The 17,957-nt window shown below is 59.2% G+C and carries 21 protein-coding genes; 8 read left to right on the top strand and 13 right to left on the bottom strand.

Annotated elements, in window-relative coordinates; translation table 11 throughout:
- Positions 1–128: 128 nt before the first annotated feature.
- Positions 129–608, top strand: coding sequence for a L,D-transpeptidase family protein (locus BMZ67_RS03620; RefSeq protein WP_245749886.1), 480 nt, complete (start codon positions 129–131; stop codon positions 606–608).
- Positions 609–844: 236 nt separating this feature from the next.
- Positions 845–1,123 (top strand): Lpp/OprI family alanine-zipper lipoprotein, encoded by a 279-nt coding sequence (locus BMZ67_RS03615; protein WP_092020525.1) that lies wholly within the window; start codon positions 845–847, stop codon positions 1,121–1,123.
- Positions 1,124–1,172: 49 nt separating this feature from the next.
- Here the strand turns inward: BMZ67_RS03615 and BMZ67_RS03610 are convergent, their stop codons facing one another.
- The 7 genes from BMZ67_RS03610 to BMZ67_RS03580 all read right to left on the bottom strand — a co-directional run bounded on the left by BMZ67_RS03610 (position 1,173) and on the right by BMZ67_RS03580 (position 8,112).
- Complete coding sequence (locus tag BMZ67_RS03610; RefSeq protein ID WP_092020524.1) at positions 1,173–1,976, bottom strand: slipin family protein; 804 nt, start codon at positions 1,974–1,976, stop codon at positions 1,173–1,175.
- A gap of 66 nt (positions 1,977–2,042) precedes the next feature.
- Positions 2,043–3,509, bottom strand: coding sequence for an NfeD family protein (locus BMZ67_RS03605; protein WP_092020523.1), 1,467 nt, complete (start codon positions 3,507–3,509; stop codon positions 2,043–2,045).
- Positions 3,510–3,565: 56 nt separating this feature from the next.
- Positions 3,566–4,318 (bottom strand): SDR family oxidoreductase, encoded by a 753-nt coding sequence (locus tag BMZ67_RS03600; RefSeq protein ID WP_092020522.1) that lies wholly within the window; start codon positions 4,316–4,318, stop codon positions 3,566–3,568.
- A gap of 25 nt (positions 4,319–4,343) precedes the next feature.
- The gene (locus tag BMZ67_RS03595) at positions 4,344–5,342 is read right to left on the bottom strand and encodes a L,D-transpeptidase family protein (RefSeq protein WP_245749885.1); all 999 of its coding nucleotides are present in this window, start codon (positions 5,340–5,342) and stop codon (positions 4,344–4,346) included.
- Positions 5,343–5,470: 128 nt separating this feature from the next.
- On the bottom strand, positions 5,471–6,040 hold the full coding sequence (locus tag BMZ67_RS03590; RefSeq protein ID WP_092020521.1) for a TMEM165/GDT1 family protein: 570 nt from the start codon (positions 6,038–6,040) through the stop codon (positions 5,471–5,473).
- Between the two features lie 221 nt (positions 6,041–6,261).
- Complete coding sequence (locus tag BMZ67_RS03585; RefSeq protein ID WP_092020520.1) at positions 6,262–7,653, bottom strand: DHA2 family efflux MFS transporter permease subunit; 1,392 nt, start codon at positions 7,651–7,653, stop codon at positions 6,262–6,264.
- Positions 7,654–7,686: 33 nt separating this feature from the next.
- Positions 7,687–8,112 (bottom strand): MarR family transcriptional regulator, encoded by a 426-nt coding sequence (locus BMZ67_RS03580; protein WP_092020519.1) that lies wholly within the window; start codon positions 8,110–8,112, stop codon positions 7,687–7,689.
- A 332-nt stretch (positions 8,113–8,444) separates the two neighbouring features.
- Here BMZ67_RS03580 and BMZ67_RS03575 point away from each other — a divergent pair, with 332 nt between their 5' ends.
- Positions 8,445–9,344 (top strand): BrxR family helix-turn-helix transcriptional regulator, encoded by a 900-nt coding sequence (locus tag BMZ67_RS03575; protein ID WP_092020518.1) that lies wholly within the window; start codon positions 8,445–8,447, stop codon positions 9,342–9,344.
- Positions 9,345–9,360: 16 nt separating this feature from the next.
- Here the strand turns inward: BMZ67_RS03575 and BMZ67_RS03570 are convergent, their stop codons facing one another.
- Positions 9,361–9,759, bottom strand: a complete 399-nt coding sequence (locus BMZ67_RS03570; RefSeq protein WP_092020517.1) for a hypothetical protein — start codon at positions 9,757–9,759, stop codon at positions 9,361–9,363.
- Positions 9,760–9,814: 55 nt separating this feature from the next.
- On the opposite strand from BMZ67_RS03570, the gene BMZ67_RS03565 reads away from it, so the two are divergent.
- From BMZ67_RS03565 to BMZ67_RS03555, 3 genes are all read left to right on the top strand, one after another.
- Complete coding sequence (locus BMZ67_RS03565) at positions 9,815–11,554, top strand: ExeM/NucH family extracellular endonuclease (protein ID WP_092020516.1); 1,740 nt, start codon at positions 9,815–9,817, stop codon at positions 11,552–11,554.
- A gap of 110 nt (positions 11,555–11,664) precedes the next feature.
- Entirely contained in the window at positions 11,665–12,552 is an 888-nt protein-coding gene (locus BMZ67_RS03560) for an alpha/beta fold hydrolase (protein WP_092020515.1), read from the top strand.
- A 150-nt stretch (positions 12,553–12,702) separates the two neighbouring features.
- The gene (locus BMZ67_RS03555; protein WP_092020514.1) at positions 12,703–13,782 is read left to right on the top strand and encodes an AraC family transcriptional regulator; all 1,080 of its coding nucleotides are present in this window, start codon (positions 12,703–12,705) and stop codon (positions 13,780–13,782) included.
- Positions 13,783–13,789: 7 nt separating this feature from the next.
- Here the strand turns inward: BMZ67_RS03555 and queE are convergent, their stop codons facing one another.
- Complete coding sequence (gene queE / locus BMZ67_RS03550; protein ID WP_092020513.1) at positions 13,790–14,446, bottom strand: 7-carboxy-7-deazaguanine synthase; 657 nt, start codon at positions 14,444–14,446, stop codon at positions 13,790–13,792.
- Complete coding sequence (queC, locus tag BMZ67_RS03545) at positions 14,446–15,114, bottom strand: 7-cyano-7-deazaguanine synthase QueC (protein ID WP_092020512.1); 669 nt, start codon at positions 15,112–15,114, stop codon at positions 14,446–14,448. The genes queE and queC overlap by 1 nt, the downstream gene beginning before the upstream one ends.
- 185 nt (positions 15,115–15,299) lie before the next feature.
- Here queC and BMZ67_RS03540 point away from each other — a divergent pair, with 185 nt between their 5' ends.
- Positions 15,300–15,836 (top strand): 3'-5' exonuclease, encoded by a 537-nt coding sequence (locus BMZ67_RS03540; protein WP_092020511.1) that lies wholly within the window; start codon positions 15,300–15,302, stop codon positions 15,834–15,836.
- Here the strand turns inward: BMZ67_RS03540 and BMZ67_RS03535 are convergent.
- Complete coding sequence (locus BMZ67_RS03535; protein ID WP_245749855.1) at positions 15,833–16,093, bottom strand: hypothetical protein; 261 nt, start codon at positions 16,091–16,093, stop codon at positions 15,833–15,835. The genes BMZ67_RS03540 and BMZ67_RS03535 overlap by 4 nt on opposite strands.
- 562 nt (positions 16,094–16,655) lie before the next feature.
- Here BMZ67_RS03535 and BMZ67_RS03530 point away from each other — a divergent pair.
- On the top strand, positions 16,656–16,928 hold the full coding sequence (locus tag BMZ67_RS03530) for a hypothetical protein (RefSeq protein ID WP_092020509.1): 273 nt from the start codon (positions 16,656–16,658) through the stop codon (positions 16,926–16,928).
- Between the two features lie 4 nt (positions 16,929–16,932).
- On the opposite strand, the gene BMZ67_RS03525 is transcribed toward BMZ67_RS03530, so the two are convergent.
- Both BMZ67_RS03525 and BMZ67_RS03520 read right to left on the bottom strand, forming a co-directional pair.
- Entirely contained in the window at positions 16,933–17,352 is a 420-nt protein-coding gene (locus tag BMZ67_RS03525) for a response regulator (RefSeq protein ID WP_092020508.1), read from the bottom strand.
- A gap of 40 nt (positions 17,353–17,392) precedes the next feature.
- Positions 17,393–17,938, bottom strand: coding sequence for a hypothetical protein (locus tag BMZ67_RS03520; RefSeq protein ID WP_245749854.1), 546 nt, complete (start codon positions 17,936–17,938; stop codon positions 17,393–17,395).
- Between the last annotated feature and the right edge of the window lie 19 nt (positions 17,939–17,957).

Below are 17,957 nucleotides of genomic sequence, written 5' to 3'. Positions count from 1 at the left end.
GACACGGCGTTATTCGTACCGGCGACCACCTATGCTATAAAAAGTTCCAATGCCGGATTAATGATTAGTAAGGATTGGTTTTGCGCCCGCTGCACCTTTTGCTGTTGTCCACTGCCCTGTTGCCGACTCTGACGCCACACGCTCTGGCATCAGAGATGGCCGCCAGCGCCTTGGGGGAAATTCCCGCCATCAGCCAGGTACTTGTCCGCAAGGAAGAGCGGCGCCTTTATCTGATGGCCGGTGAAGATGTCATCCGCAGCTACCGCATTTCCCTCGGCGACAACCCGGTAGGGCATAAACTCTACGAAGGCGATGAGCGCACCCCAGAGGGCCAGTACACCCTGGACTGGCGCAACGCCAACAGCGACTTTTACAAATCGATCCACATTTCCTACCCCAATGACCGCGACCGCGAGCTGGCCAGTTCCTGGGGCCTGGACCCCGGCGGCAGCATCATGATTCACGGCCTGCCCAACAACGCCGGCGACCTCGCCTTTGCCTTTCTCGGCCTGGACTGGACCGACGGCTGCATTGCCGTGAGCAACGAAGAAATGGAAGAAATCTGGCAGCTGGTGGCCGACGGCACCCCCATTCAGATCGTACCCTGACCCCTCGGATTTTCCTAAAAAGCCGGAAAGCTTGACGACGCTAGCCGTTACCGTTTATTAAGTTGTTGTCATCGCGTGAAAACTTTTGTCTATACTGAGTTAACATTGTCGCTGAATGTGATTTACACTAATTCACGATTCCGGTTGTAGAGGCCACCCGCGCACGAAATAACTGGATGTTGGCTTTATGGACATTGGTCCACAGGAAGTAAATCGACTTTAAAAGAGGATTGGATATGCGTAAGTTGACCATCGCTGGAATTGCATTGGCCACTGCTATGACCGCTGGCTGTGCCACCAACCAGGCCGCTCTGGACGAAGCAAACGCCAACGCAGCGTCTGCTGAGCAAACTGCCAGCAACGCCATGGAAACTGCTAACCAGGCTGTCAGCGCTGCTCGCTCTGCCCAGCAGACTGCTGAAGAAGCACTGGCTGCAGCTCAGGCCGCTCAGCGTTCCGCTGACGAAGCCAACGAGCGCGCTCGTCGTATGCTGGAGCAAGCCAGCCAGAAGTAATAGGCCTCGTGCTTCATTACTGAGAAACCGGTCTTTTGGACCGGTTTTTTTATGCCTGCCGTTCGTCGGTAGGGCTCGCCTCTCCACTCTTTTTGCTGTCTGACGCCAGGTGGCGGAATGCCTCCAGCAGGTCCAGCGGCAACGGGAACACAATGGTCGACGAGTTATTGGTACTCATATCGGACAGCGTCTGCATGTAACGCAGCTGCATAGCGCCAGAGTTCGATGACATCACCTCGGCAGCTTCAACCAGCTTCCTGGAGGCTTGCAGTTCCCCTTCCGCATGAATCACCTTGGCCCGCCGCTCCCGTTCTGCCTCGGCCTGACGTGCAATCGCCCGAATCATCGACTCGTTCAGATCGACGTGCTTGATCTCCACATTGGCCACCTTGATACCCCACTCCTCCGTCTGGGCATCGATGATGTCCTGGATATCCGAGTTCATCTTGTCCCGTTCCGCCAGCATTTCATCCAGGTCATGCTTGCCCAACACCGACCTCAGGGTAGTCTGGGCCAGCTGACTGGTCGCTGAGGTAAAGTTCTCCACCCGTATGATGGCCCTTTCCGGGTCCACCACCCGGAAGTACAGCACCGCATTCACCCTTACGGTGACGTTATCCCGGGAGATCACGTCCTGGCTCGGTACATCCATGGTAATCACCCGCAAATCCACTCTCACCATTTGCTGGATTCCCGGAATAATGATGATCAGGCCCGGCCCTTTCACGCCCTGAAAACGACCGAGAAAGAACACCACGCCCCGTTCGTATTCCGGCAGGATCTTGATGGCCGATCCAATGATCAGCAGTAGCACCACGGTCGGTGCCGCGTAGGGAATCAGGTCGCCAATCATAAGGCCTCCTACCCCGTGTGGGGTTCACTCACGTTGTTTTGCGTAACCCATATTGCTTTGTCTATCTCACAAGTTGGCTGGCTCATCGTCGGCCGCCGGGGTACACCGAACCCGGACCGTGAGACCGTCAACGCCCAACACCCGAAGTAATTGGCCGGCCTGTACCGGTGTGGCACTCACCGCGTTCCAGCGCTCACCACTCAGGCGTACATGGCCCCGATACTCACCTTGCGATGGTGCAAACTGATCCAGGGCCTGCGCCTCTTCAAAGTCCATCTGTTCACGCCCACTGACCGGGTGACGTCGCCGCAGGCTCATCAGCCGTAACAGGGTCCAAAGGATGAAACCGGCGGCAACCACGGCGATACCGCCGATGGTAGGAATGGAAATTTCGCTGTGGCTGCCATCCATCAGAATGATAGAGCCTGTAACAAATGCGATGATGCCGCCTATACCGAGCATGCCGAAGCTCGGCATGAAGGCTTCGCCAACAATGAATGCCAGGCCAAGAAGAATCAGCGCCAGGCCGGCATAATTAACCGACAGCACCTGAAAGGCGAACAGTGCGAGTATCAGACAAATGGCCCCAATCACACCCGGGACGATGGCGCCGGGGTTCGACAGCTCGAAGATGATGCCGTAGAAGCCAATGATCATCAGGAAGTAGGCAACGTTGGGATCGGTGATGACCGCCAGCAGCCGGGTACGCCAGCCGGCTTCCACCGGCACCAGCGCGAGATTTTCGGTTTGCAGGGTGCGTTCGCCCGCCGCCAGCTGAACCACCCGGCCATCCAGCTGGCTCACCAGGTCGTCCAGGTTGATCGCAACCAGGTCGATCACGTTCTGCTCCAGGGCCTCTTCGGCACCGAGGTTCACCGCGTCCCGCACGGCCTTTTCCGCCCAGTCCGCATTGCGTCCATGACGGTCGGCCAGGCCACGGATGTAGCTGACCGCATCTTCCAGAACTTTGCGCTCCATGGCCGAATTACCCCGGCGCACCTCTTCCTGCGCCGGCGCGTCCACAGCCTCACCGTCATCATTGGCGGGTTCTTTTTGAGGATCGGATTCCGGCTCACCGGAACCCGGGAAGCCCCCCATCTGCACCGGCGTTGCTGACCCAAGATGGGTCGCTGGCGCCATGGCGGCAACATGGCTGCCATAGAGGATGTAGGTGCCCGCACTGGCAGCTCGGGCACCGGCAGGGGACACATAGGAAACAACGGGAATGTCAGCAGCGAGGATCGCCTTGATGATGACCCTCATGGATTCCATCAGGCCACCCGGGGTGTCGATCTGAAGCACCAGAAGCTCGGCACCTTCGTCTTCAGCGCGCTCGATACCACGCACCACGTAGTCCATGGTCGCCGGGCCAATGGCACCATCGATGGTGAGTACCAGACCGGTACGACGGTCAGGTTCAGCGGAAAGGGCACCGAGCCCGGTGAACAGCAGCGCCAACATCAAAGTCAGCGCCAAGACCTGCAGCGCGGGCCGGCAGAAAGGGTTGAATCGTCTGGGACCGGTCTCCAACATGCCACCTCCCCGGATCGTTTCCCGGTGAGCCTGGCTGTGACCGTCGGCTTGACCCGCTAGAACAGGCGGGCCAGCACTCCCACGGGCAACCGCTTGAGGACAAAGCCCAGCGGCGTCCATGGCCAGCCCGGCACATACAGCTCAGGCTTTTCCGATTCGATGGCCTTGACCATGGCCGCACAGCCGGTCTTGGCATCGACAATAAACGGTGTGTTCTTCACTTTTTCATTGATAGCAGTACGAATATAGCCCGGATACAGGGTCGTTACCCGTATGGGTGAGCGTTTTTTCGCCAGCTCCACCCGCAGACCTTCCGACAGCGCAGCAATACCCGCCTTGGTGGCCGCATAAGTCGTCACGTTACCGGGCATGCCCCTGACCGCCGTTACCGACGACACCACCACCAAATGGCCACGGTTCTGGTCACGGAAAATTTCCATCGCCGCTTCCATCTGCGCCAGCGCCGCCACAAAATTGGTTTCCGCGGTTTGCAGGTTGGCCCGGAACTTCCCGGAACCCAGAGGCTGGCCCTTGCCAATCCCTGCGTTCACAATGATGCGGTCAAGAACGCCGAAATCGTTGCGAAAATCCTCAAAAACCTCAAAGACCTGGTCGTGATTGTTCACATCCAGGGCCCGCACTTTCACAGTGAGACCGGGATAACTGCGTTCCAGTTCCTCACGCAGCTCCTCAAGTCGCTCAGTGCGCCGGGCGCACAGCGCCAGGTTACAACCCTTGCGGGCAAATTCCCGGGCCATGCCTTCACCGAGGCCCGAGCTTGCACCGGTGATCAGTACTGTCTGGGTCATAAGATACTCCTGTCCTGCCGCTAGCTCAGAACCACAGCTGCAGGAAGTTATTGTTATTCTGATCAGAGCTCGCCGCCGCGTCGGCCTCGCTGCCATCGGCCGCCAGCCGGGCAACGTGTTCACCAATCAGTCGGGGAATACCGTCGGCCTGATCCACCGCCAGCTCCACGGCCTCACGCTGGATTTCCACGCCAGGCATTTCCTCGCGCAGCTGCTCCAGGCGCTCAGACACCTGCTGCCACAGGACACTGCGGTCCTGTTCGGAGTACTCTTCCTCCCCGCGGTGAACCTCCAGCCAGATTTCGCCATCGTTCAGCCCCAACTTGACGGGCTGATCAACCACCTGAACCGATGTGCCTTTGGCCACTGAAAACGCCAAGCCGGCGATATCCGCGTTGTACATACGGAAGCAGCCATGGCTGACCTGCATGCCGACGCCGAACCCCTTATTGGTTCCGTGAATCAGGTAACCCGCCTCGCTTAGAGCCAGGGCGTGGGTACCCAGCGGATTCTCGGGGCCAGGTGGAATCATCCGCGGCAGGTATTCCCCCCTGGCGGTATACTCCGCGCGGATACTCGCGGGCGGATACCAGGCGGGCGATTCCAGACGCATGGTCACTTCAGCGTCGGTCAGCGGTGACGGGTTATCATCAGTACCGACCCCAACCGGATAGACTTCGACACCGCCGTCGCGGAAGTAGTACAGCCGATACTCCGCGAGATTGACGACAATGCCCTCACGCCGGGTTTCGGGCATGACATACTGACGGGGGAGGGTGATCAAGGTCCCTTCCCCCGGCAGCCAAGGGTCAATCCCGGGATTGGCCTTGACCAACTCCAGGTAACCCAGGCTCAGACGGCTGCCAATCTGGGCAAAGGTATCGTCATAGCTGGTATGGAGCACCGCCAGATCACCCGCAACGTCACCAGTGATGGGCAGCAGGGGCACTCTGGGAGCTTGGTCGGCAAGCTCTCCCGGAGCCTCCGGCGGCAATTCCGGCTCAGCACCGGCAAAGCCCACCATTGATGTCATCAGCAGCGCGCTGGCGGTCAGCCAACGCCAGCCAGTCACCAGGTTGTTCACAGTCATAGCATTCATCCAGCGGTTCATCCGCTACCAGCTTGTTCAATCCCGGGGTATCACCCCCACACTCAGGCCGATGCCCAAACACTCCAAAGCGTCACTACCGCGAGCACCAGGAAAAGCACACTGGCGCCGATGCGGGCAGTTGCCATAGGCATACGATCCATCAACCATTTACCTGCCATGATAACCGGCACGTTGGCTGCTAGCATACCAACCGTTGTGCCGACAATCACCCACCAGGTCTCGGTGAAGCGCGCCGCCAATACCACTGTCGCAATCTGGGTCTTGTCGCCGATCTCCGCCAGGAAGAACAGGATGGTGGTGGCAGCAAACGCCCCCAACCCCAGGAAGCCAGAGTCTTCGCTGTCGTCCTTATCCGGCACCAGCAGCCAGAGCGCTATGGCAATAAAGCTTCCAGCCAGTAGCCACGGCAGCCAGGCTTCCGGAATCCACTGGGCCACCCAGGCGCCAAGCCAGGCCGACAGGGCATGGTTGACCAGGGTAGCCACCAGGATACCGAGAATAATGGGTGTACGCTGGGAAAACCGGCTGATAAGGAACAGTGAAAGCAACTGGGTCTTGTCACCGATTTCAGCAATGAATACGGCAACAGAAGAGGCTAGAAAGGCATCCATTAAACGATCTCCAGGGCGGATTTTTGACATGAGACAGTGCCATCCTCCGCCCACGGGAGATGGTACTGTCCCAGGTCTTGCCAATCCCCGTCAATGACGGTGGGACGTGATGGCCATGGAGATGAGCTCCAAGTGTGTTGACCACCACTCACCAGTGAACCTGGTGAAGGCTACTCCCCCGAGAGTGGCGCCATTATACCCAGAGCCTGGGCCATCCTCAATCATTCCCGCATACGTAATATCGGCACCGTCGCAACCAACACCAGCGCAGCGACCAACCACCAGGCATGGTGGAAAGCCGACAGGGTCGGTACATCACCGGCGTGCTCCCCAAACTCCAGGGTCAGGGCCACCAGGTTGATGCCAAACGCACCACCCAACTGGCGAGAAAAATTGATGATGCCCGATCCGGCGCTCAGTTCTTCGACTTCCAGCGGGTTAAGAGCCGCGGTGGAAAGTGCCGGTAGCATGAAACCGAGACCAATCCGCCCAATGACCGCCCAGGTGGCCAGCCAAATAAAGCCCAGGGTCAGATCAGACACAGCAAACAGCATGGCCGACAATGCAAAGGCGACGATACCGTAGAGTGTCAGTGAACGGGCGCTGTAGCGATCCGCCAGGCGCCCGGCAATCGGGAAGGTGATCCCCAGGGCAATGCCCGCCGGCAACATCAGCAGGCCAGCCTCGGACGCCGAGTAATGAAGCGCCGCCTGGACAAACAAGGGAATCAGATAGGTGGAGCCGAACAACGCCAATCCCAGGGCCAGGGCTCCCAGATTTGCGTACAGGAATGAAGATCGCCGCATCAGCCGCAGCCGGAGCAGGGGGTTTGGGAGGCGACGCTGGCGACGAACGAACAATACGACAATCACCACTGCACCCAGCATTTCGGCCGCAACCATGGCCCATTCCCCGGCAACGGACTGCAGTCGGTTGAGGGCGTCCAGGCTCAGCGCCAGAGCGGCGCCAAGGGACACCAGGCCGGGCAAGTCGAAGGGGTAGGGAGATGGCCGCGATACCGGGACTGGCAGGAACTTCCAGGCCATGAAGACCCCAATCAGGGTGACCGGGGCCGGCGCATACATGACGTAACGCCAGTCGAAATGATCAACCAGGAAGCCACCCAGGACCGGCCCCAGCGCAGGCGCCAGGATGACCCCCATGCCATAGATCCCCATGGCCTGCCCCCGACGTTCGCGGGGGAAAATCCGGAAGATCAGGTACATCGCCATGGGCTGCATCAGCCCGGCGATGGCCCCTTGGGCAATCCGCGCCGCAATCAGCATTTCAGGTGAACTGCTGAAGCCGCCCAGAACCGAAATCACCGAGAATACCAGCATGGCGCATCCCAGCGCCTTGCGAACACCGAGATGATCCAGCAACCAGGTCGACGCCAGCATGGTGGTGGTCATGGCCGCAATGTAACCGGTGGCCAGCCAGTGAGCCGTGCCCTGGCGAATACCGAACTCGGCCATGATGTCAGGCAGTGCCACGTTGATGACGGTGGCACTCAATACCGTCGCCATGGTCCCGAGCATGACGGTAGTGACTGCCAGCCAGCGCCAGCGGTCACCATACCTTTCCCTCAAGTCCCCGACGGTATTTCGAGTCAATGTCGTTCCTTGGCGTTCCCCGATAGCAGTAACTTACTTCTGGCTATCACCATTGACCATGATCTTCTGGAACACCTTGAGGGCGCAGGCGACCTCCTCGTCGGTGACGCCTTCCAGCATTTCATCCCGCAATTCCACCGCACGGGCGTTCAGGTCATCCATAAAACGCTCACCGTTCTCGGTCAGGAACAACCGTCTGGCCCGGCGGTCGTTCTGACACGGGCGACGCTCAATCAAACTCTGCTCTTCCAGACTGTCCAGCAAGCGAACCAGCGTCGGGTTCTCAATCGCCATCAGGCTGGCAAGCTCCCGTTGGGTAAGTCCCTCACCGCCTTTCTGCAGATATACCATGGTGGTCCAGCGGGCCTGGGTGACACCGAGATCCTTCAGGCGCTCATCCAGCAGCTTACGCCACCGCCGGGTAACACGCGCTACGGCAAAAGGAAACTGGTCTCTCATTATCTCGTACTCCATAACACCAGGAACCATCGGTTCCCATTCAGTGGACCTCAAATAAGCGATGGCCACTCAGAGGCTCGTAACAGCTAATAATAAGCTACTGACTGATTTGAACCTAGAATCAGAAGGTGTATTCCCTATCCGTGGATACCGAAAGACGACAGGTTGTAGCGTGCTCTCAGGCCATGGACCACGGGTCAATTGACATTGTTTTACATTAAGGTGACGTAACACACGACGCTCAGGCAAAGCTGCTACCATGGCCGAAAACCCGGGGCTTACCCACTCCGGTACCGCTTAAACGAAGAGCAGAGCAAGAAGAGCAAAGCAACATGAAAAAAACGGAGTGGCCCATTCGCTGGGACTTGCTGCTACGCTACCGCCTGATTGAAATCATTGCGCTTTGGGAAGGTCGGCTGACCACCAATCATATCTGCCACAGTTTCGGCATCGGGCGCCAGCAGGCCTCCAAGGACATCAACACCTATCTGCGAGAGCTTGCGCCCAACAACCTGGTCTATGACCGCCACCTCAAGGGTTATATCCCGGCAGACGGATTCAAACCGGTGGTCACACAGGGCCTGGCCAGTGAATACCTTGATCTGGTCAGCCGTCACCAGAACCTGAGTCAAACCTTCGAAAGCCTCGACATCGGCCTCCCCAACAGCCACCTGCTCCGGCAGCCGCAACCCCTGGCCCGGCCGGAACTGGTGCGCCCGCTGATCGCCGCCATTCGTCAGGGGCGCCAGCTCAGTGCCGTCTATATGTCCCTGGACACACCCAACCCGGAACACGGTATTCTGGAGCCCCACACACTGGTCTGCAGTGACCGGGGCTGGCATGTTCGTGGCTGGTGTCACAACCGCCAGGACTACCGGGATTTCCTGGTCACCCGCTTCCGCGCCCCCATGGCCTTGTTGGCCGAACGCAGCGAACACACCCAACAGCGCGATGAGCAATGGAATCGGCGGGTCACGCTCGTGCTGCAGCCTAACCAACGGCTGGACAGCCACCAGCGCGCACTGATTGCGCACGATTACGGGATGCCGACAGATCAGCTCAGACTGGACGTTCGTGCCGCACTGGTTCCCCACTTGCTGCGGCAGATGGGCCTCGGCCCGGAAAGCGCATCCAGCAACCCCCTGTTACACCCACTGGAAGTGGCCACCGAAATCACCGCACCACAGGTTACCGACAAGGCCTATCACTCAACTCCCGAGGCTTGCTACTGAAGGCGCTTGGCAAACGTCAGCGGTAGCGGGCGCGCCATTGCTCAATCTCCTGGGCCCAGGCACGGGCTCGATCGCCCCGCTGATTCAGCGCCAGCCCGATACGCTGGACATCGGGGTGATCGAACGTCAGAACCACCGTGTAGCGGTGGCGATTGGCCTCCAATTCCTGTTCAGTCACCTCCACGCCGACCAAGGCTGTGGCGTCAACCGTGGTATAGCGCTGAGGCCAGACGATTGCTAGCTGGCCCTTGCCATCATCCGCTACCACCAGGACGTTTGAACGCCACTGCCGGGAGACTTCAAAGCCGCTTTCGGTGAGGGCCTGCAACGTACGGTCAGTGCGGGTTTTCTGATACCAGATCAGGCCGACCGCGATAACTACCACCACCAACACAACCCATAATCCGTTGCCCATCGGTTACTATGCTCCTTCCGGGTTCACTTGTTCAGCAAAGAAAGACTGTAACACCATGACTCCGTTCGCCAACAGCTGGGCCTGTGCCCTTCTTGCGCTTGCCTTTACCCTGCCAACCCACGCCTGCGATGGGCAGGCCCAGACTATTTCAGCCATTCAGGGGTCGGGCCGATCCTCGCCCCAGATCGGCGAACGAGTCACGGTGAACGGTGTCATCACCTATGACGGCCGCGGGCCAGGGGGCCTTGGCGGCTTTTTCCTGCAGCAGCCTGGACACCAGTCCGACCAGCATCCTGGCTCCCGGGCACTGTTTGTCTACACCCGGCGGACGGCAGGCCAACCTGGTCAACGGGTTCAGGTTACTGGTACGGTCGCAGAATATTATGGTCTGACCGAACTGACCCAGGTTGAACAGGTTTCAGTCTGTGGCCCGGGCCAGCTGCCGCCACCGGTGACCGTTCAGCTCCCGCTGTCCGACGACCAGCGGGAGGCGCTGGAGGGTATGCGCATCACCCTCAACCACCCTTTGGAGGTCATCAGCCTCGACCACCTCGCCGACTACGGATCGGTCACCCTGGCACCAGGGCAGCAGCCCACGCCAACCCAGATCCTGCCGCCCGGGCCGGACGCCCAAGCCCTGGCACGACGCCAGGAACAGCAGCGGCTGATTCTCGATGACGGCAGTCACCAGCGGGGGCCCACGCCGACGCCCTATCCTGAAGGCGGCCTGAGCATGGATAACAGCCTTCGGGCCGGGTCCCGCGTCACCCAGCTCGACGGTATCCTTGACTACCGTTACCAGCAGTGGCGTCTACAGCCACTGACGACGCCCAGCTTCGAAGCGAGTAACCCACGGCCCGCGCCACCGGAAAGGGCAACGACCACCAACCTGCGACTGCTGACCCTGAACCTCGCCAACTACTTCAACGGAGACCAAGGCGACTACAGAACCAGTCGGGGTGCCCGCAACCCGGATCAGTGGCGGCGCCAGACCCAACGACTGGCCGCGACCATCCATCAGAGCCAGGCCGACGTGCTGGCCGCCAGCGAACTTGAGAACGATGGCTACGGGGCCAGCAGCGCCATCGCCGCCCTGGCTCAGGCCCTTGGCGGCGACTGGCGTTACGTTGTTCCAGCGGACCAGGATTCCAATGACGCCATCAGCGTTGGCTTGCTGTACCGGTCAAGCCGGGTTCAAACGGTTGGTCCCGCATTGCGGCCCTCTCCACAACAGTGGTCAGGGTTAGGCCGGCGGCCCTTGATGCAGCAATTCCAGGCGCGCGCCAGCGGACAGTCGGTGCGGATAGCCGTTGTCCACTTCAAGTCCAAACGCTGCCAACATGCTCAGGGCGCTGACCGGGATCAGGACGATGGTCAGGGCTGTTTCGCCCACCGGCGCCGAAGGCAGGCCGAAGCCCTGGTCAGCTGGCTGAACAACGCGGTTCCAGAGAGGCTGGCCGGTACCTTGATTACCGGAGACCTGAACAGCTATGCCCGCGAATGGCCTCTTGAGAACCTCCGGGCCGCCGGTTTTGTTGACCTGCTCAACCAGCATTCAGGGTCGCTCCAGTCCGCCTCCACCTACCGCTATCAGGGCCGCCAGGGCACCCTTGATTACAGCCTAGCCAACGGTCTGCTGACGCCCTCGGTGGTTGCCGCCCATGTCTGGGCCATCAACGCCGATGAACCTCGCGCCCTGAGTTACAAGGACGCCCATAGCAACGCTGCAACTACTGTCTCCGTACCTTGGCGCAGCTCAGACCATGACCCGCTGATCACCGACTTTCAGCTCTGAACAGGTGCCTGCTGTTACCCCCGCCGCCGCATGGGCCAGGGCGGGGAAGCCAACGCCTGACGGCGACAGGGCGGTACACTGAAGGGGTGAATGATTGATGAGGCTGTATCATGCAAGTACCTACCCCAGACCTGTGGCCCATGGCCCGCATTGGCCATCGTTGGCTGCAGCAGGCCCGACGCCGCGAGACCACGGTCGATAACCACCGATTGGTATGGCTGGAGCGGGGCAAGCCCGGAGCTGGGCGCCCTACGGTGGTGTTACTGCATGGTTTTGCGTCCATGAAAGAGAACTGGGGGCTATGGCTTCCCTTGCTGCCCCGTGACTGGCATCTGCTGGTACCGGATCTCCCCGGTTTCGGCGAAAGCCAGTACCATGGCAACGCCAGCTACCGCTATGAGACCCAGGCATCCCGCCTGCGAAACTGGCTCAGCGGCCTGCACCTCGACAACGTTCACCTGGTTGGTAGCTCCATGGGCGGAGCAATTGCCTCGATCCTTGCAGACCGATTGGAGCCGGCAGCCCGGTCACTGACCCTGCTCAATAGCGCCGGTATTCCTGAGCATGCCGATGTGGATGTCGAAGCGCCTTTTACCTCAGACCGGGATAGCGTTCTGGTGCCGACCTCCCTGGCAGAAGTTCACCGGATGTTCACCTCAGTGGGCAATGGCCGCACGAATCCCGGCGCCCTTGCCATCACCGGCCTTCTCGGTCCCGGCCTGGTCCGGCGCGAACAGGCCCACCGTCACATTTTTGCCGATATGGTCGCCGACGGTCTGGCTCCTGCCCGCTATCTGGATCGCCAGACAACCCCGCTCCAGGTTCAGTGGGGCGACCGCGACGTCATTACCCCCACCCGGTGCGTTGACTACTTCCACCGTGCCCGGCCTGACGCAGACATTCATCTGTTCCGGGGTGTCGGGCACCTGCCGATGCTGGAAACCCCCAGGCGCTCCGCATCAGCACTGATTCGTTTTGTCCGTGCACAGCACACATAAAGGAATATTCAAGCAGGCCATCAACGCCAATTGGCCTGCATATCCCTAGCCCCCGTCAGCGAAGTCATGGGGCCGGACAATTGATCAAGTCATAATCAATCGTCCCTAAAGTAACGAAACAATAAGAACAGACCAAACGAGGAAACAGACATGCGAGCCTCCGCATCCCAGGCCCAGGACCTCGGTTTGCCAGCCATTTATCTACACTTGCTGGCTGAATTGCTGCACAACCTGAATGTTGATGAACATGCGCTGCTGTTAAGGGTAGGGCTCGATCCAGCACGACTGAAATCCACCGAACTGCGCGTCAGCCAATCGCAGGCCAGTGAGTTCGTCACCAGGGCCATCATTGAGAGTGGCGAACCCGGCCTCGGCATCATGCTGGCCAGGGAAATGAAGCTACCATTGCACGGCGCGCTGGGCATCGCGGTCATGAGCAGCGAAACCCTCGGCGAAGCCCTGGAGCTAGTCACCCGCTACCTGACCCTGCGCGCCCCCCATATCCGCGTGCACCAGCAACGCGAAGGCGACCGCGCCGTGTTCCGCCTGGTATGTGACATCGACCTTGGCCCCCTGCAGAGCTTTATTCTGGACGCCATGCTGTTTGGCTGTGTGACCATGGGCTACCAGCTGCTGGGCACCCCAATCAAAGGCGCGGAGATCCGCCGCATGGGGCCCGAGCCAGGCTACTTCCAGCGTTTCCGCCAACAGATTCTGGTACCGGTCACCTACGGTAGTCGTGAAGATGCCTTTGTCCTGCCGACAAGCGTTCTTGATTTGCCAATCCAGTTCAGCGATGAGGAACTCGCCGCGTCCTCCCGCGCCCAGTGTGAAGAGTCGTTGCGACAGCTCACCGAGGACGCCGGCTTTGGTTGCCGGGTGCGACGGGTCATTGAAACCAGCCACCCGTTTCCCCCCAAGCTCGCCCAAGTCGCCAACACCCTGTTTGTGTCCGAACGCACCCTGAAGCGCCGATTGCAGGAAGAGGAACGCAGTTTTCAGCACCTGGTAGATGATGTGCGGCTGGAACGCGCTGGAGAACTGCTGGAAAACACCACCATGAACCTGAGTCAGATTGCCGACTCCCTGGGTTACGCGGACGCCGCCAACTTTACCCGCGCGTTCAAGCGCTGGACCGGCGTCAGCCCCAGCCAGTTCCGCAACGAATACCGGGAAGCCGCGGAGAAGGCCAGGCAGGACGCCGAGTCAATGGTGCCAGCAACGGCCTGAGGCCAACTCAGTCGATACCGACGATTTTGTGCATCTGCAGGGTCAGGCGCCAGCGTGGGTGTTTCAGGCAGTAGTCCGTTGCCTTGCGGGTATTGCTTTGTTTGACCGGGTCCAGACCACCCTCGAGTAAGGATGGGGACGCCATGGGTGACAGGAAGTAGTGCTCAGCCTGGATGTCGGTAAAGCGCTCAGGAAGCGCCAGAGGCTGAGGGTACACCAGCTTGACCTCGTTACACTCGCGGATCACCACCTCCGCATCCGCTTTGGGACTGACGCACAGCCAATCGATACCCGCGGGCGCCGGCAGGGTGCCATTGGTTTCCACGCCAACCTCAAACCCGGCCTGATGAAACGCTGCGATCAGGGCCTCATCGAGTTGCAACAGCGGTTCGCCACCAGTGCAGACCACGTAGGGCCGCCCTTCGCCCGCTGGCCAGAGCTGACGGATATGGTTCGCCAATGCGTCAGCCGTCTCAAAACGACCACCATTCTGGCCATCGGTGCCGACGAAATCGGTATCACAGAAATTGCAGACGGCGGCCGCCCGATCCTGCTCCCGGCCATTCCAAAGATTGCATTTGCTGAAACGGCAAAACACCGCAGCCCGCCCAGACTGGGCGCCTTCGCCCTGCAGGGTATAAAACGCTTCCTTGACCCGATACATCAGCGAACTCCATCCTCGTAGCTCAACGGGTCCGGCAACTGGTTGCTGGCGAACGCCTCCAGCCGTTCCACGCAGGAGCCACATCGGCCACAGGCTTTGTCACGACCGTTGTAACAGGTCCAGGTCTGGCTGTAATCAAGTCCCAGAGCCAGTCCTTCCGCCAGAATTTCGCTCTTGTCGGCACGAATATACGGCGCGGCAATGGCCACCGGGTGGTAGTTAGCGACCCGGCAAACCGCATCCATCTTCTCCATGAACTCCGGCCGACAATCCGGGTAAATGGCGTGATCACCGCCGTGGGCGCCAAACCATACCGCCTGTGCCTCAACCGTCACCGCATAACCGGTTGCCAGCGACAGCAGGATCATGTTTCGGTTGGGCACCACCGTGGTCTTCATGTTCTCTTCCTGGTAATGCCCTTCGGGCACCTCCACCTCGCCGGTCAGGGCCGATCCGGCCATCACTTCGCTGAGCGAGCGGATATCAATCACCCGGTGGGGAATACCCAGCTGCTCACACACCGCGCGGGCACAATCCAATTCGCGGACGTGGCGCTGGCCATAATTGAAGGACAGGGCATGGACGTCATAACCTTCAGCCCGGGCCTTGTGCAACAGGGTGAAGGAGTCCATTCCCCCGGAATAGATGACGACTACGGTTTCTTTCATGGAAGACCCACTTTACGGAACGGTTGAGCTGCCAACGTGCAGCCGATGAAGCGATCAGTGCGCATATTGTAACAGTGCTGTGGCAGGATTCAGGTCCTAGAGAAAAACCGCATAGGATTCGCGTCTCTTTGACAGGACGGTTACACTCTGTGGACGGCTCCACAACAAATAAAAAAACTTACGGAATGACTACCGAACATAGCCCGGCATTTATCGACTTCGAAGCATCCAGCCTGGATCTGATTGCAAGCTACCCGATAGAGGTTGGGCTGTGCCTGCCGGATGGTACCCTGCATAGCTGGCTGATTCGCCCCCACGTGCTTTGGAAAGACTGGTCGGAAAGCGCTGAGCGCATCCACGGCATTAGCCGGGAAACCCTCGAGCGGGAGGGCGTCGTGGTCACCGAGGTTGCCACCCAGCTCAACACCCTGCTGGACGGCCATGTGTTCTGTGATGCCTGGACCTTTGACAGCTTCTGGTTACACCGGCTCTTCCGGGCAGCGAACCTCCAGCCCGCCTTCCAGCTCGAATCCATTTCCCTGCTGCTGACGTCGGCAGAGGTCAAAGCCTGGTCTGCCACACGGCAGCAGGTTATCCAGCGATTGTCTCTGCCGGTTCACCGCGCGGCCAACGACGCACTGATCCTGCGGGAAACCTGGTGTGAACTCACCGTCCCACCTCTCGGTGGCAACAGTGAGTCAAACCACAGCCAACCGGCCTAAACGACCCGGCGACGAACCCGGGCTGCAACCCACTCCAGCCCATCTCGGGCTGTTGCCAGCGTCCAGCAGGTCCAAACCGCAATAATGGCTGCGCCTACCACGGTCATGTTGAGGTTCTCGCCCACGCTGTGGCTTTCTGCCGCCAGGAAATAGCCCAGCATCACCAGAAACAGGACGGCCTCAATTAACAGGTCTTTACGGAATTTGCGAAATTTACTGACGGAACCCCGCTCACTTTCCATTTTTTTCGGTTTCAACCTCAATCGTCGATTAATGAATCAAGTGATCACATTATCGCCATTCGAGCTGCCAATGGATGTAGTCAGTAGCCGTTACGGGAAACCCGAGACAAAAAAAAACGCAACCAGGCGGCTGCGTTACAAAAGGAGAGATCCATTCGACGCCTTGCGGAGAGCATCGAGGATTGCACAACGTAAAACACGTGACAGGACGAATTATGGTCATTCCCCGAAAGCAGGTCTGTACGGGTTTGCCGCTACGGAAAAACCGATGCCATCAGCGTGCGTACAACTGCCCACTTGCAAACCAACGTGCAAGCGATACACTGCCGGATCAACTGAACGCTATTTTTGCCAGACGTCCAACGAGAGACCAATGCCAACAGTTTTAAACCATCCAGTCATCGCCCAGAACGAGCTCTGCCCCAACCGGCAGATTGTTCGTGCCATGGTGCTGGAAAACTAGCGGCTTTCGGTCAATCCCGGGAGCCGTCGAGCAACCGGGTCAAGCTTCTCCCTGTTAAGCCCCGGTTGTAAACGCACGGGGATATTTGCAGCAGCAAACAACAAGGAGAACGCCATGAGAAGACAACCTACCAAGCGCACCACCGGCACAACGGTTAGTCAGCGCCAGGCACCGATTCGCCGCCCCAACAAGCTGCCGCTGCTGGACGCCATCTGTGGAAAACTCAATCAGCGAGTCAACCTCGATGACGAGCAACGGGTGCTCGGCGTGTACGAGCGGGGCTGGATTTTCAAGGGCGTGCTCAGCGGACTGGACGGTGACGAAGCACGCTACGTCCGGGCCCTGGCCACCCGATACAACTCCTGGATTGCACGCCAGGTCGCCTGACCCCTTAATGCTTCCGGTTCAGACCAGCCGGAATACCGATGCCATGATCCCCGCCGTGGATCATGGCATAGTTGTTGATTACATCGTGGATCTTTTCCTGAGAGTAGGGTTTCACCACGTAGCCATTGGCACCGGCACTGATGGCTTTTTGAATACTTTCAATAGAGTCGTCGGCGGTCACCAGCACCACATGCTGCCCCGGATTAACAGCTTTGAACTCCTTCATCAGTTCATGGCCATCACCATCCGGTAGGCCAAGATCGAGCATCACAATCTGATAGCTGTCTGCCTTAAAGACCTCACGCGCGCCCTGTACATCCTCGCTTTCCACAACCCGGCAGGCGCCGGCCTGGTAGAGCATGTCCCGAAGCATCTCCCGCATGACCGGTTCATCCTCAACCACCATCACTTTCAAATTATGCATAAAACCTACCTCTGTCTTGTTTTTTTCCCTGCCGGACCACTCAGACCCCATCGCTGTTGTTTCGGCGGGGAATGGATAGCGGCTCGTGGACGACGGCATGGGTGGCAGGGGTTGGAGCATTGCCTTGGTCAGGCATAGCTCCAGGAACCTCTTTATCCTTAGTCAGCATGTTACTGATGCTGATTGCCGTCGTGTAGAGCGAAATGGAAACAATCAGTAACACCGGCTGGAGGAACGCCACAAACCCTGGAACATCAGTGCCACCAACGATGCTGAGAAGAAGAATGATCGCCGGCCCCATGACCACGAACAGGGTCAGGGCGATGAAGAAAACAATGCGTTCCTTATAGCGCCCCAAGCTCCGCTCGGTGACCAGCCCGAGGACGAACTTACCGATGGCCAGCCCGCCCAGAATGGCTGCAGCTATACTCAGGTCCGGGCGGAGCAAGACATCCTGCACTTCGCCGTCCCACAACCGCTGCATGACAATGACCAGAAACGGAAACAGCACGAACAGCACGTCAGCGTAAGTACCATACATCATGCTCAGCGACTGCCCGTCCTGGCGAGGGTGATTCTCTGTCATACTCTGCCTTCCTTTTATC

Origin of the sequence: Marinobacter zhejiangensis (assembly GCF_900114775.1) — a bacterium.
In the GTDB taxonomy this organism is placed as follows: Bacteria; Pseudomonadota; Gammaproteobacteria; order Pseudomonadales; family Oleiphilaceae; genus Marinobacter; species Marinobacter zhejiangensis.
Note: the sequence above shows the minus strand (reverse complement) of the source record. Positions and strands in the feature narration are given on the sequence as shown.

What these genes read in the sequence shown, in the direction of transcription:
- BMZ67_RS03615 (WP_092020525.1), top strand. Translation starts at nt 845, where the DNA reads ATGCGTAAGTTGACCATCGCTGGAATTGCATTGGCCACTGCTATGACC.
- BMZ67_RS03610 (WP_092020524.1), bottom strand. Translation starts at nt 1,976, where the DNA reads ATGATTGGCGACCTGATTCCCTACGCGGCACCGACCGTGGTGCTACTG.
- BMZ67_RS03605 (WP_092020523.1), bottom strand. Translation starts at nt 3,509, where the DNA reads ATGTTGGAGACCGGTCCCAGACGATTCAACCCTTTCTGCCGGCCCGCG.
- BMZ67_RS03600 (WP_092020522.1), bottom strand. Translation starts at nt 4,318, where the DNA reads ATGACCCAGACAGTACTGATCACCGGTGCAAGCTCGGGCCTCGGTGAA.
- BMZ67_RS03595 (WP_245749885.1), bottom strand. Translation starts at nt 5,342, where the DNA reads ATGGTGGGCTTTGCCGGTGCTGAGCCGGAATTGCCGCCGGAGGCTCCG.
- BMZ67_RS03590 (WP_092020521.1), bottom strand. Translation starts at nt 6,040, where the DNA reads ATGGATGCCTTTCTAGCCTCTTCTGTTGCCGTATTCATTGCTGAAATC.
- BMZ67_RS03580 (WP_092020519.1), bottom strand. Translation starts at nt 8,112, where the DNA reads ATGAGAGACCAGTTTCCTTTTGCCGTAGCGCGTGTTACCCGGCGGTGG.
- BMZ67_RS03575 (WP_092020518.1), top strand. Translation starts at nt 8,445, where the DNA reads ATGAAAAAAACGGAGTGGCCCATTCGCTGGGACTTGCTGCTACGCTAC.
- BMZ67_RS03570 (WP_092020517.1), bottom strand. Translation starts at nt 9,759, where the DNA reads ATGGGCAACGGATTATGGGTTGTGTTGGTGGTGGTAGTTATCGCGGTC.
- BMZ67_RS03565 (WP_092020516.1), top strand. Translation starts at nt 9,815, where the DNA reads ATGACTCCGTTCGCCAACAGCTGGGCCTGTGCCCTTCTTGCGCTTGCC.
- BMZ67_RS03560 (WP_092020515.1), top strand. Translation starts at nt 11,665, where the DNA reads ATGCAAGTACCTACCCCAGACCTGTGGCCCATGGCCCGCATTGGCCAT.
- BMZ67_RS03555 (WP_092020514.1), top strand. Translation starts at nt 12,703, where the DNA reads ATGCGAGCCTCCGCATCCCAGGCCCAGGACCTCGGTTTGCCAGCCATT.
- queE (WP_092020513.1), bottom strand. Translation starts at nt 14,446, where the DNA reads ATGTATCGGGTCAAGGAAGCGTTTTATACCCTGCAGGGCGAAGGCGCC.
- queC (WP_092020512.1), bottom strand. Translation starts at nt 15,114, where the DNA reads ATGAAAGAAACCGTAGTCGTCATCTATTCCGGGGGAATGGACTCCTTC.
- BMZ67_RS03540 (WP_092020511.1), top strand. Translation starts at nt 15,300, where the DNA reads ATGACTACCGAACATAGCCCGGCATTTATCGACTTCGAAGCATCCAGC.
- BMZ67_RS03530 (WP_092020509.1), top strand. Translation starts at nt 16,656, where the DNA reads ATGAGAAGACAACCTACCAAGCGCACCACCGGCACAACGGTTAGTCAG.
- BMZ67_RS03525 (WP_092020508.1), bottom strand. Translation starts at nt 17,352, where the DNA reads ATGCATAATTTGAAAGTGATGGTGGTTGAGGATGAACCGGTCATGCGG.
- BMZ67_RS03520 (WP_245749854.1), bottom strand. Translation starts at nt 17,938, where the DNA reads ATGACAGAGAATCACCCTCGCCAGGACGGGCAGTCGCTGAGCATGATG.